The following is a 12413-nucleotide window of genomic DNA, read 5'->3' on the forward strand; positions in this document are numbered from 1 at the left end:
AAAACTTACTCGCTCTTTCATTGACATTCGATATTACTTATAACCTACTAAAAACCAGTCTCAAAGTCAAGAGTTATCTGACTATTTCCCCTCACAAAAACGTTTTAGTTCAGCTTTTTGTTCTTTTGTTTTAGACTAGACAAAAAAGGAGGAATCAGCTATGGCAGAAATAAGAATCGGACATTCACAAGTCTACGCAGAACAGCTTGGACTAGGAGCAAATGCCGTTGGGGGACACAATCTTTTTGACGGTTTGGAAGACGAGACAGGAAAACAAGTGGTTCGTACAGCTTTGAATAGCGGAATCAATTTGATCGATACCGCCTATGCTTATGGAAACGGCCGTTCTGAAGAACTGATCGGTGAGGTATTGAAGGAAAAAGAATATGATCGTTCACGTATCGTCATTGCTACAAAAGCTGCTCATGTACCAAATAAAGGACGAACATTTGACAATTCACCCGAGTTTCTCAAACAATCGGTGGAAGACGCACTGAAACGTCTGCAAACTGATTACATCGACATTTTTTATATCCACTTTCCGGATAAAAGCACACCAAAAAATGAAGCAGCTGCTGCATTGCATGAATTGAAAGAAGCAGGAAAAATCCGAGCAGTTGGTGTATCGAACTTCACGTTAGAACAATTGAAAGAAGCGAATGCAGATGGATATGTCGATGTAGTAGAAGATAAATACAGTTTGATCCATCGGGAGGCTGAAAAAGAATTATTTCCTTATCTTGAAAAAAACAAAATCAGCTTTGTCCCCTATTTTCCTCTTGCTTCCGGCTTACTGACAGGAAAATATGAACGTGGTCAGGAACAACAATTCGGCGAAGGAGATCCTCGAAAAAGCAATCCGGATTTTCAAGGAGAACGTTTCAAAGAAATTTTAGACGCTGTCGACATACTTCGCCCCATTGCTAAAAGATACCAAGCCACCCCTGCACAACTTGTTCTAGCCTGGTATATAAAGAATCCAAGAGTGTCTGTAGTCATACCCGGAGCTAAACGTCCAGAGCAAGTCTCTGATAATGTCCAAGCTTTAGATTTGCATTTATCCAATGAGGATTATCAAACCATTGATGAAGCATTTCACGGATTTTGAGCAATTGACCTTATCCACTTATAGTAATATGAAAAAAGGAAGATCAAACAGTGCTGATCTTCCTTTTTTCGATAAGTTTATGCTAATCTAATTCTTATAAAGTAGCGCTCGGCTATTTGGATAAGTCGGAAACTGATTGAATGGGATCGTCCAATCTTGTTCAGGTACAGAGAATTCAAACTTGTTTACTAGCTGATCGGAAAACACACGTAGGCTGTGGAGAGTGATCCATTCTCCTGCGCAGCGATGCATTTGTCGAAAGTCTCCTCCACCTTGTGCAATCATCTCATATTCTTCTTTATATGAAATATCTTTTGCTTTTCCTAAATATCGTTTGATCATAAAGGAATCTGGTGCTTCAACCGTTCGTTCATCATGATCTGTTCCATATAAATCTAGAATGACCCAACTATCTTCTGGTATACGATAACCATCGACTTCTACTTCTTTCAGAGAAATCGCAGGTAACATCGGAAAGAACGGATAATAGCGTCTCATTTCTTGAATGAACGGATCTTGCAACGTAGAAAAGTCGTTTTTCAATTGTTGGTACAAATCAGGTCTGCTGAAAAGCGCGTGTCCCATCAACGCCGCCCATACAGTCAAAGCAACTGTCGGACGGATGATATTCAATAATTCAACAGCTGCTACTTCCAGAGGCAAAAGCTGTCCGTCTAGATCTGTGGCATTGGCAAATGCATACAATGCCACATTTTCTTTTCCAGCCACAGGATTTTGCCGAGCTTCCTCAATCAAGCTTTGCGCCCATTTCTCTGATTTCTTGCGATTTTCGACACCTTTTATGTGATCGATCGGAGAAGTAAACGTTCCGCTGATCATAGAGATTTGATATTCTGCTAATTTTTCGACTTCATCCTTAGAAAGCAAAGACAAATTGATACCTGCCCACTCACAAATCGATGTAAAGAAAACCATCTTGCTTAAATCAAATAATTCAAATTGACCATGCTGTGTTTCAAGTGCTTGCGTCAGGTTCTTATCTAAGATACGATGATAATCTTCCATTCTTTCGGGGGTCATCAGATCCATAAAAATATTTTTTCGATGATGATGGGCAGCTCCATCCAAAGTCTGTACTCCGCCTTGACCAAAAAGTGTCTTCAACACTAATTTTGGCATAGCACCTTTTCGTTTGAAATTTCTTGGGTCATAAAATATTTTTGCCGCTGACGATCCGTAGATCACAATAGCTTCTTTATTGAAAATCTTTGCTTTGACAACGGGAGCGTCTGCTTCATGACGTAGCTCTTCCAACATGTTGTATCCTTTTTGATACAATCTTTTTAGATCCGTGATTTTGACATCTACTACTGGTACTTCTTTCATCTTCAGCAACCTCCTAAAAATAACTTGTATAATTTAATCTTAACTTTTTTTCTGACTGCTGACAAAAGAAGCGCTTTTTGTAGACGAGAAAAAAGTCGCTTAAGTTAGAGTTTTTCAGTCTAACTTAAGCGACTTGATTTATATTTCTTATTGATGAAAACCAACTGACTTTATTTGTTTTTAGAATCAATAATAATCGTTACAGGTCCATCATTGACGAGAGAAATCGACATATCTGCTCCGAATTGTCCGGTAGCGACTGTGATGCCGCGACTTCTGATTCCTTCATTGAACGATTCGTATAAAGGAATAGCTATTTCTGGTCGTGCGGCTTCCACAAAACTTGGTCGATTTCCTTTTTTCGTATCCGCAAATAGTGTGAATTGAGAGACACTTAAAATTTGTCCTCCTACGTCTTCTACACTAATATTCATTTTTCCTTGATCATCTTCAAAAATACGCATTTGTGCGATTTTTTTTACTAGATATTCCACATCTTTTGGCGTATCTGTTTCATGGATACCTAATAAAACGAGTAGGCCACAGCCAATTTTTCCAATCTCTTGCTGATCAACTGACACTGCCGCTTGACTCACCCGTTGAATGACTGCTCTCATATCTGGCCCTCCTATCCATTCGTCCGGCGTACACTGTAGACATCAGGTACTGCTTTGATTTTATCCACGATACTTTTTAGGTGGGACAAATTCTGGATACCAACCGTCAAATGGATTGTCGCCATTTTATCTTTATTCGTCCGAGCTTCGACGCTGTTGAGATTTTTCGTCAGCGCATTGACTGTTTGAAGTACATCATTCAATAAGCCTGAACGGTTATAGCCGTAGATTTCCAAGTCTGCATCATACTCTTTTCGTGTATTCGATGTATCTTCCCATTCGACTTCAATCAAACGTTCTGCTACATTTGGTTTATCAGGCTGAACATTCGGACAATCTCGACGATGGATGGATATCCCTCTGCCTTTAGTGATGTAGCCAACGATATCATCACCAGGAATCGGATTACAGCATCGGCTGATACGAATCAGTAAGTTTTCTACCCCTTGAATGACAACGCCACCTTCATGACGTACTTTCATTTTCTCAGGTTCTTTTTTCGGCTGATTCATGATTTCTTCTGCTTCTTGCTTTTGCTGCTCGATTTTTTGTTCTTTCCGTTCTTTTTCTGTCAGACGATTGGCCATCGTCAAAGGACTGACTTCCCCATATCCTACAGCTGCATATAAATCATCTTCTGATTGATAGTTAAAACGATCAAGTGCTTCTTGAAGTTTGTTTTTTGTCAAAATATCTTTAGGTGTAAACCCTAAATCTGTAATACACTTGACCACAGACTCATGACCTTTGATTACGTTTTCTTCCCGATCTTGTGCTTTGAAGAAACGCTTGATCTTATTTCTTGCTTTGCTAGTTGCAACCAATTTCAACCAGTCACGACTTGGACCAAATGAATTTGGAGAAGTCATGATTTCAATGATATCCCCGTTTTTTAATTTGTAATCAAGTTGCACCATTTTGCCATTTACTTTTGCACCAGTGGTTTTATTACCGATATCTGTATGGATACTGTATGCAAAGTCCAGTGGTCCAGATCCTTTTGGCAGCTCAGTAACGTCTCCTTTTGGCGTGAAGACATAGACTTTATCACTAAAGATATCTCCTTTTACACCTTCCATAAATTCAGAGGCATCATAGCTTTCATCTTGGAGTTCAAGTATCTCATGGAACCAGCTTAATTGTTTCGTCATACCATCTGGTTCTACTTTTTCATTTTTTCCTTCTTTATACGCCCAGTGCGCAGCCACCCCGAATTCAGCGATTTCATGCATTTCCTGTGTACGGATTTGGATTTCTACTGGATTTCCTGCCGGACCAATCACTGTAGTATGCAAAGATTGGTACATATTAGCTTTTGGCATGGCAATATAGTCCTTGAATCTGCCAGGCATTGGTTTCCATTTTGTGTGGATCGCACCTAATACAGCATAACAATCCTTGATTGAATCTACGATTACTCGAATAGCTAGCAAGTCATAGATTTCGTTGAACTGCTTTTTCTGATCTTTCATTTTACGATAGATCGAATAAATATGTTTTGGCCGTCCATAGATCTCTGCAAAAATCCCCAGCTCTTCTGTTGCTACTCGAATATCCTCAACAGTACCATTCACGTATTTTTCACGTTCTTCTCGCTTCGTCTGCATCAAATGAACGATACGGTAATACTGTTTTGGATTAAGATAACGAAGTGCTGTATCTTCTAATTCCCATTTGATTCGGCTGATCCCTAAACGATGTGCAAGAGGTGCATAGATTTCTAAAGTTTCTTGAGCAATCCTTCTTTGCTTATCTTCTCGCAGATGTTTCAACGTACGCATGTTATGTAGTCTATCAGCTAATTTGACCATGATAACGCGTAAATCTTGAGCCATTGCCAGCAGCATCTTTCGATGATTTTCTGCTAGCTGCTCTTCGTGGGATTTGTATTTTATTTTCCCTAATTTGGTTACTCCGTCTACTAACATAGCGACATCATCGCCAAATTCTTCTCTCAGATCTTCTAAGGTGACTTCTGTATCTTCAACCACATCATGCAAGAAGCCAGTAGCCACTGTGTGGGGGTCCATTTTTAAATCTGCTAATATACCTGCGACTTGGATAGGATGGATAATGTAGGGTTCTCCTGATTTTCTAAACTGTCCGTCATGTGCAGCAGTCGCATATTCGCATGCTTTCTCAACAAATGCTACATGTTCGGGCCCCATATATTGACTAACGAGCTTTATGACACCGGGACCCGTTAAAATTTCTTCTTTTGGCACAGGAATCGATCCCCCTTTCTTTTTCGGTAAAACAGGAATCGGGACAAATATCTGTTTGATAGTTGCCCCAAAATCCGTGAAGTTATACATTTTTTTACGGAAATGTTCGCTTTTAAAAAGCTTTTTCAAACAATTTTTCGTATTCATTGTACAAATAATTGTTTCTATTATACAAATTGTTCCCTATTTTTTCAATTCTTTCCGTCGATACTCTTTTATTGATGAAAAATGTTAGCTATGAGAGGGATCCATTAACTCCCATTGATAGCTAGCAGCACTTAATAAATAAAGAGGCGCTGTTTCTGTACGAAGGATTCTTGGTCCTAATCCACATAGTATCCCTTTGTGTTCTACGAAATAATCGATTTCCTCGTGGGATAAGCCGCCTTCTGGTCCAAAGACAGCTAAGATTCGACTGCCCGGTTTTGTTTCACTAAGAATTTTGGCTACATTTGATTTTTCTCCTTGTTTTGCTGATTCCTCATAAGCAACCAAGACCACATCATAATCATCTAGCCGTTCAAATAAGTCACGTTTCGTTTCCAGTAACTCTACTGAGGGCACGATTTGCCGATGGGATTGTTCCGCTGCCTCTTGAGCAATCTTTTCAAGCCTTTGTTGTCGCTTCATGCGTTTCTTTGCATCCCATTTAACCACCGAGGCTGATGCCGGAAACCCAATAAAAGCTTGTGCGCCTAATTCAGTGGACTTCTGAATAACCCAATCCAACTTTTCTCCTTTAGGATAGCCGCTTGCTATGGTTATCGAACTTGGCAGTTCCTTTTGGTTTTCTTCTTTTTTAATTTCTTTCAGATAAACAGCATCTTCGGTAATTTTTGTGATTTCTGCAACAACGGCTATCTGATCATTGAATGCCAAAAAAACTTCATCTTTCGGTTCCATTCTCATAACCCGTACAATGTGATGATAGGTTTCCCCTTTTAAAATAAAATGGTCTTTTGGTTCATACGATTCTTTCAAAAAATATCGTTGCATCTATTCCACCTCTGGTTTTTTCAAAATAATTGCATACCAGTCTTTTTGTTGGAAAATTTGATCCACGATGAATCCTTGTTCTATCATAGCATCTAGAACCATTTGCTTCTTCTCTTCAATGATTCCTGAAACGATCAATGTCCCAGTTTGTTTTAGTAAACGCCAAGCATCCGGGATCATCAATAAGATGATATCTGCTAAAATGTTCGCAACGATTACATCACTTTCAATCTCGATTCCTTTCAAAAGATCATTAGCCGATACGTGGACATCTTTGGCTACTTCATTCATATCCATATTTTCTTTCGCTGAACGAACGGCTACTTCGTCTAAATCAAAGGCATAGACATCTGTTGCACCAAGATATTTTGCTGCAATACTTAGCACACCCGACCCGGTTCCAACATCCAGCAATGTTTCGCCACCACGCAATACTGTTTCTAGTGCTGTCAATGTTAAGGAAGTCGTCGGATGGGTGCCTGTACCAAACGCCATACCTGGATCTAATGTGATGATTTTTTCTAGAGGATCTTCTGTCTGATAATTTTCCCAGCTTGGCGCAACCGTCAGCATTCGCGTAATACGCACCGGATGATAATATTTCTTCCATGCTGTTGCCCAATTGCTTTCCTCTACTTCGCTAACAGTTACTTTGTTTTTTCCAATCGCTAGACCAAACTCAGGCAATTGCGTGATACGATCTTTGATAAAAGGCAAGATTTCCGGTAAAAAAGTCGTTTCTGGAAAATAAGCCATGACTAGCGCGCCTTCTTTCAACGATGTAAAATCATTTTTATCTAAAATTTCACCATATTGATCCGATTGAAAATGTTCAACATCTAAAGAGTCTTCAATCGCAACACCACTCGCTCCTGCCTCCATCAAAATATTAGCGACCGCTTCGACTGCTTCACTTTCGGTTTCTACTTTTACTTCATTCCATTTCATGTCTGTCACTCCTTAGTAACTTGGGTACGGTAAATAAGTATCTGTGTCATTTTGCTGTTTTGCTTCTACTAACTCTGCTAGTTTCTGATTATCCCAATGGAGTTCGAATACAGCTTCGTCATCATCTTCATCTAAAAAATCAAGCAAATCACTTTGCCCTTGTGCTAATACTTCATTCAAATATTCCACTAAAGAATCAGCTACTGATTTTGCCAACCCTTTTTTTCCTTCATAGGGGATTACTGCTAGATAATTTTGTTCATCAAAAACAGATTTCTGAGGATTAAAAAGGAGTACGCCATCTTCAAATTCGATAATTGGTTCTTGCGAAACAATCCCTTCTGCATCGTCAATCTCAAATTGTGCTTTATTTTCCGCAAACAAACGAACAACGATCTCGATCGTATGGTTTTTTGTATCCCAATCTAAAGCCACATCATAGTCCGTCACTTGTTTTTCGATTATTTCGTCTAAGTATGTTAATAGATCCTTCTTTTTCATTTTCTTTCCTCCAACCCCAATCTTCCTCGATTTGGTTTTTTCTTTGTAAAGAGATATATGGATTGCCAGACACAACAAAACGCAACGGCTTTTCTGTCCATTCCCCTTTGTTCGGGATACCGATTCTAGGCAAAGCATCGATTTTTTTTGGTATCTTCTTTTTCTCAAAAACTAAACGTAACGAACTATCTGCTATAGACTGTCCGTAGAGTTCTTGAGGAATTGCTAATGCTTCCACTAATTTTCCAGGACCGTTGCTGATATCTGGACCAGTTTTTCCACCACGATTTTTACTCATTCGTTCAATCATTGCAGCTGGTTCGATTGCACGTATCATTACTCCCTGAGGAATCCCTTCTGGCTGAGTGATGATGTTCAAAATCCGATGAGTATGCATCGTATAAAGGTAGATCGTACCTGGTTTTTCATACATTGCCCGCACACGTGGTGTTCTTCTTAACCCATAGCTATGGGCGGCCTCGTCTTCTGGACCTAGGTATGCTTCCGCGTCTACAATATATCCAGCTAATCTTCCTTCTGGTGTGTCATGCTCCAAATACATCCCCAATAAATCCCGCGCTACTTCCGGCGTCGTTTTATTCCAAAAAAATTCATCTATCTTTTGTTTATCCGTCATTTTTCTCACCTACTTTATCATACACAATATTAGTTGGATAAGCTATGAAAACAAAACAACAGAAGGCTGTTCTTTCTAGCTATATTACTAAATATGTTATAATTAAGGAACGTAAAAACAAGAAGGAGGAAAATCCTATGCAACAGCCATTGGCTTATCGCATGCGACCTCGAACGATCGATGAAGTCGTTGGTCAGCAGCATCTAGTCGGTGAAGGAAAAATCATACGCCGCATGGTCGATGCTCGCATGCTCTCTTCCATGATTTTATATGGGCCTCCTGGTACTGGAAAAACGAGTATCGCAAGTGCGATTGCCGGTTCTACTAATTATGCATTTCGCATGCTGAACGCTGCTACAGATTCAAAAAAAGATCTGCAGGTTGTAGCGGAAGAAGCTAAAATGAGTGGTACTGTGATCCTCTTATTGGATGAAGTACACCGATTAGATAAAACAAAACAGGATTTTCTGCTTCCTCATTTAGAAAGTGGCCGAATCATCTTGATCGGAGCGACTACTGAAAATCCTTATATTACTATCAATCCAGCAATCCGCAGCCGCACACAGATCTTTGAAGTCAAGCCGTTAACAGAGCAAGACATCCAGTTGGCAGTGAAACACGCCTTAAAGGATAAGGAACGCGGTCTTGGTCAACAAGCAATCCAGTTAGATGAAGAGGCTCTTCTTCACCTTTCGCGTGCAACGAATGGCGATTTGCGTAGTGCTTTGAATGGGTTGGAACTGGCTGCACGATCGACTCCTCCAGATAAAGAAGGAAAGATTCATCTTACTCTGTCGATTATCGAAGAATGTGTCCAAAGAAAAGCTCTTACCCATGACAAAAATGGAGATGCTCATTATGACGTTATTTCAGCGTTTCAAAAATCGATTCGCGGAAGTGATGTGGATGCTGCCCTTCATTATCTCGCCCGTCTAGTTGAAGCAGGTGATCTGGCAAGTATTTGTCGTCGTCTGATGGTTATCGGTTATGAAGATATAGGTTTAGGCAATCCTGCTGCTGCTGCGCGTACAGTAAACGCTGTATTAGCTGCTGAACGATTAGGGTTACCTGAGGCACGTATCCCGCTAGCAGATGTCGTCGTTGATCTTTGCTTGTCGCCAAAATCCAATTCTGCCTATATGGCATTAGATGCAGCACTTGCTGATATTCGAGAGGGCAAAGCTGGTGATGTTCCCGACCATTTGAGAGATAGCCATTACAAAGGTGCGAAATCCCTCAACCGCGGTGTGGGTTATCAGTATCCTCATCATTTCGATCATGCTTGGGTCAATCAGCAATATTTACCAGATAGGTTAAAAAATGCTCAATATTACCAGCCAAAGGATACAGGAAAATATGAACAGGCGCTAGGTCAACAGTATTACCGCATAAAAGAGTGGAAAAAACATCCCCCAAAAAATTAAACAAGAAAACGGTTCTATTTCTGCGAGCTCTCTCATTGCTCTTTTTAAATTCATATGCTACTATAGAGATGGGAAATCTGTGATGTTCGAATTGTCCTCTTTGTGTGTTGACCGAACATTTTTATTGATATCTTGGGACCCGTCTTGTGTCACTGCTGGTAACATGCCTTATCATTTGGTAGTTCGAAGCTACGACCATGGGACCCACCTGCTTGAATTCGCGGGATCAATACTACAGGACAAATAACGGCATTAACGGAGATTACCATCTTTTAAAGAATAAAGCAATTTGCTCTTGGCAAATTGCTTTTTCTATTTGTTGCTTATTTTGGAGGATTTGTTCATGATTAGGATTTTGATGATTATCGCCACTTTACTATTATTATTCGTTAGCTATTATTTATTTAATAAACAGGATATCTTTTTTGTATTGATCAAGAAAAATGACAAAAATCAAGGATTCCTACAATTTTATGGAGCTGCGTATGCTGTTTTAGGCGTTATGGGTATTTTAGCCGCTTTTTTCAATCAACGCTTTATCGCTTTGATCTTTTTATTGATCGTGATTCTCGTTTCTGCCACCTTCAGTATCCGCTTTGCAAAAAAAATTGCTGAACCAAAGCAGTAAATAATTCTCTTTTTCCACAAAGTGTTCTACAATAAAAGAGTACAACACGATTGACTTGAGGAGTGAATGCTTATGTTACAACAATACAAAAAAATCATGGTTGCCGTAGATGGTTCTGATGAAGCTGAATTAGCTTTTAAAAAGGCGGTCAATGTAGCTATCCGAAATAACGGAGAACTTCTATTAGCACATGTCATTGACACACGTTCTTTCCAAACCGTTTCATCTTTTGATGGAATGTTGGCAGAACAAGCTACTGAAATGGCAAAGCAAACATTGGCAGATTATGAAAGCAACGCGAAGAAAGCTGGCTTGAATAATGTAACCTCTGTCGTAGAATATGGCTCACCAAAACAAATTATTGCGAAAGAAATCCCAGAAGATAATCAAGTAGACTTGATTATGTTAGGAGCTACAGGATTGAATGCTGTAGAACGTTTATTTATTGGTTCTGTTTCTGAATATGTTATTAGAAACGCGGCTTGCGATGTGCTTGTTGTTCGAACTGATTTAGAAAACCAATTGCCTCCTAAAAAAGACTAATTGATGAAAAGCTGTGTTTCAGAGGGGATCTCAAAAGTAAAACTTTTGAAGATCACTTGTCTGGACACAGCTTTTTTTGTTCTTCAAAAAATAAAGTCGCTTATTGAGCGTCTTTCCTCTCACGATTCAAAGAATACTTGGATTCACTCACTTCTTTATATTCAGATCCTTCTGTGTCAAAAATAAAAAAGCATGTCCTCTTAGAAAACGGATATAAAATATCCATTTTCTAAAGAGAACACGCGTGTATTTTTAGCCGCGCAAACGCTCCACGTCACGGGCAATCATTAGTTCTTCATCTGTTGGAATCACTAATACTCTTACTTTTGATTCTTTTGTAGAGATATCTACTTCTTCACCATGCAATTCATTCAACGCTGGATCGATTTCACAGCCAAACCAAGACATACCTTTAATGATTTCGTTGCGCACATGTCCGTCATTTTCGCCGATACCAGCAGTAAAGACGATTGCATCGACACCATTCATCGTTGTCACGTATCCGCCGATATATTTTCGGATGCGATCCACGAAGATATCATAAGCTAAACGAATGTGTTCTTTTTCATAGTTTTTTTCAAGATCACGCATATCACTAGACAATCCTGTTAGGCCTAGCAAACCAGATTTCTTATTCAAAACATTGATCATTTCATCAATATCAATCTCTAATTTTTCCATTAAGTATGGAAGAACAGCTGGATCGATATCGCCTGAACGAGTACCCATTGTCACACCAGCTAATGGCGTGAATCCCATAGAAGTATCCATGGATTTACCACCATTTACAGCTGTGATTGATACTCCGTTTCCTAAGTGGCAAGTAATGATTTTTAGTTCTTCAATCGGTTTGTTCAATAATTTTGCTGCACGTTCCGATACATAACGATGGCTTGTGCCATGGAAGCCATATTTTCTTACTTTGAAATCTTCGTAATAAGACACTGGCAAGCTGTATAAATAATTTTGCTTTGGCATTGTTGAGTGAAAAGATGTATCGAATACAGCTACGCTCAAAATGTCAGGTAAAATCTTTTTAAAGGCTTTGATTCCCATCAGGTTAGCAGGGTTATGCAAAGGAGCAAATTCTGCTAATTCAGCAATGCGGTCCATTACTCCCTCATCGATCACTACTGAATCCCCATAAGTTTCTCCTCCGTGAACAACACGGTGCCCTACACCGGTGATTTCATCATAAGAACTTAAAATTTGCAGTTCAATCAACTGATCTAACAGCATTTTTACTGCTACTTCGTGGTTTTCGATATCCATGATTTGTTCGAATTTTTGACTATCGCCGTACTTGATTGTAAAAATAGAATCTTGTAAACCGATACGTTCGACGATCCCTTTCGCAACTACGGTTTCTTCTGGCATTTGATATAATTGCCACTTCAAACTTGAACTCCCAGCATTGATTGCAATTGTTTTAGACATAT

Annotated in this window: 12 protein-coding genes and 1 other RNA gene; 5 read left to right on the plus strand and 8 right to left on the minus strand. The window is 39.5% G+C overall.

Going from position 1 to position 12413, the window contains the following annotated elements; translation table 11 throughout:
• Positions 1-160 precede the first annotated feature (160 nt).
• On the plus strand, positions 161-1108 hold the full coding sequence (locus tag IGJ53_RS12395; protein WP_259742001.1) for an aldo/keto reductase: 948 nt from the start codon (positions 161-163) through the stop codon (positions 1106-1108).
• A gap of 87 nt (positions 1109-1195) precedes the next feature.
• Here IGJ53_RS12395 and IGJ53_RS12400 read toward each other — a convergent pair whose 3' ends face one another.
• The 7 genes from IGJ53_RS12400 to IGJ53_RS12430 form a co-directional block, all read right to left on the minus strand.
• Positions 1196-2455: a cytochrome P450 gene (locus IGJ53_RS12400; RefSeq protein WP_010732864.1), complete on the minus strand. Its 1260-nt coding sequence runs from the start codon at positions 2453-2455 to the stop codon at positions 1196-1198.
• Positions 2456-2625: 170 nt separating this feature from the next.
• The gene (gene dtd / locus IGJ53_RS12405) at positions 2626-3072 is read right to left on the minus strand and encodes a D-aminoacyl-tRNA deacylase (protein WP_002291377.1); all 447 of its coding nucleotides are present in this window, start codon (positions 3070-3072) and stop codon (positions 2626-2628) included.
• A gap of 11 nt (positions 3073-3083) precedes the next feature.
• The gene (locus IGJ53_RS12410) at positions 3084-5297 is read right to left on the minus strand and encodes a RelA/SpoT family protein (RefSeq protein ID WP_002315645.1); all 2214 of its coding nucleotides are present in this window, start codon (positions 5295-5297) and stop codon (positions 3084-3086) included.
• A gap of 231 nt (positions 5298-5528) precedes the next feature.
• A complete protein-coding gene (locus IGJ53_RS12415; protein ID WP_002309953.1) occupies positions 5529-6293 on the minus strand; it encodes a 16S rRNA (uracil(1498)-N(3))-methyltransferase in 765 nt (254 codons plus the stop codon).
• Positions 6294-7241 carry a 50S ribosomal protein L11 methyltransferase gene (gene prmA, locus IGJ53_RS12420; protein ID WP_010732863.1) on the minus strand — a complete coding sequence of 316 codons (948 nt, stop codon included), beginning with the start codon at positions 7239-7241 and terminating at the stop codon, positions 6294-6296.
• Positions 7242-7253: 12 nt separating this feature from the next.
• On the minus strand, positions 7254-7742 hold the full coding sequence (locus tag IGJ53_RS12425) for a DUF3013 family protein (protein ID WP_002373054.1): 489 nt from the start codon (positions 7740-7742) through the stop codon (positions 7254-7256).
• Positions 7678-8379 (minus strand): DNA-3-methyladenine glycosylase, encoded by a 702-nt coding sequence (locus tag IGJ53_RS12430; RefSeq protein ID WP_010732861.1) that lies wholly within the window; start codon positions 8377-8379, stop codon positions 7678-7680. The genes IGJ53_RS12425 and IGJ53_RS12430 overlap by 65 nt, the downstream gene beginning before the upstream one ends.
• 137 nt (positions 8380-8516) lie before the next feature.
• Between IGJ53_RS12430 and IGJ53_RS12435 the strand changes: the two genes are divergently transcribed.
• From IGJ53_RS12435 to IGJ53_RS12450, 4 genes are all read left to right on the plus strand, one after another.
• Complete coding sequence (locus tag IGJ53_RS12435) at positions 8517-9803, plus strand: replication-associated recombination protein A (protein WP_010732860.1); 1287 nt, start codon at positions 8517-8519, stop codon at positions 9801-9803.
• 71 nt (positions 9804-9874) lie between these two features.
• A non-coding RNA gene (gene ssrS, locus IGJ53_RS12440) (6S RNA) lies at positions 9875-10069 on the plus strand.
• 77 nt (positions 10070-10146) lie between these two features.
• The gene (locus tag IGJ53_RS12445; RefSeq protein WP_002291361.1) at positions 10147-10431 is read left to right on the plus strand and encodes a hypothetical protein; all 285 of its coding nucleotides are present in this window, start codon (positions 10147-10149) and stop codon (positions 10429-10431) included.
• Positions 10432-10503: 72 nt separating this feature from the next.
• Entirely contained in the window at positions 10504-10974 is a 471-nt protein-coding gene (locus IGJ53_RS12450) for a universal stress protein (RefSeq protein WP_002335230.1), read from the plus strand.
• Between the two features lie 252 nt (positions 10975-11226).
• On the opposite strand, the gene IGJ53_RS12455 is transcribed toward IGJ53_RS12450, so the two are convergent.
• Entirely contained in the window at positions 11227-12411 is a 1185-nt protein-coding gene (locus tag IGJ53_RS12455) for an acetate/propionate family kinase (RefSeq protein WP_002291355.1), read from the minus strand.
• Positions 12412-12413: the final 2 nt, after the last annotated feature.

Origin of the sequence: Enterococcus sp. DIV1283b (assembly GCF_051710965.1) — a bacterium.
In the GTDB taxonomy this organism is placed as follows: domain Bacteria; phylum Bacillota; class Bacilli; order Lactobacillales; family Enterococcaceae; genus Enterococcus_B; species Enterococcus_B lactis.

Excerpts from the sequence above, each read along its gene's own strand:
- IGJ53_RS12395 (WP_259742001.1), top strand. The coding sequence starts at position 161 with ATGGCAGAAATAAGAATCGGACATTCACAAGTCTACGCAGAACAGCTT.
- IGJ53_RS12400 (WP_010732864.1), bottom strand. The coding sequence starts at position 2,455 with ATGAAAGAAGTACCAGTAGTAGATGTCAAAATCACGGATCTAAAAAGA.
- dtd (WP_002291377.1), bottom strand. The coding sequence starts at position 3,072 with ATGAGAGCAGTCATTCAACGGGTGAGTCAAGCGGCAGTGTCAGTTGAT.
- IGJ53_RS12415 (WP_002309953.1), bottom strand. The coding sequence starts at position 6,293 with ATGCAACGATATTTTTTGAAAGAATCGTATGAACCAAAAGACCATTTT.
- prmA (WP_010732863.1), bottom strand. The coding sequence starts at position 7,241 with ATGAAATGGAATGAAGTAAAAGTAGAAACCGAAAGTGAAGCAGTCGAA.
- IGJ53_RS12425 (WP_002373054.1), bottom strand. The coding sequence starts at position 7,742 with ATGAAAAAGAAGGATCTATTAACATACTTAGACGAAATAATCGAAAAA.
- IGJ53_RS12430 (WP_010732861.1), bottom strand. The coding sequence starts at position 8,379 with ATGACGGATAAACAAAAGATAGATGAATTTTTTTGGAATAAAACGACG.
- IGJ53_RS12435 (WP_010732860.1), top strand. The coding sequence starts at position 8,517 with ATGCAACAGCCATTGGCTTATCGCATGCGACCTCGAACGATCGATGAA.
- IGJ53_RS12445 (WP_002291361.1), top strand. The coding sequence starts at position 10,147 with ATGATTAGGATTTTGATGATTATCGCCACTTTACTATTATTATTCGTT.
- IGJ53_RS12450 (WP_002335230.1), top strand. The coding sequence starts at position 10,504 with ATGTTACAACAATACAAAAAAATCATGGTTGCCGTAGATGGTTCTGAT.
- IGJ53_RS12455 (WP_002291355.1), bottom strand. The coding sequence starts at position 12,411 with ATGTCTAAAACAATTGCAATCAATGCTGGGAGTTCAAGTTTGAAGTGG.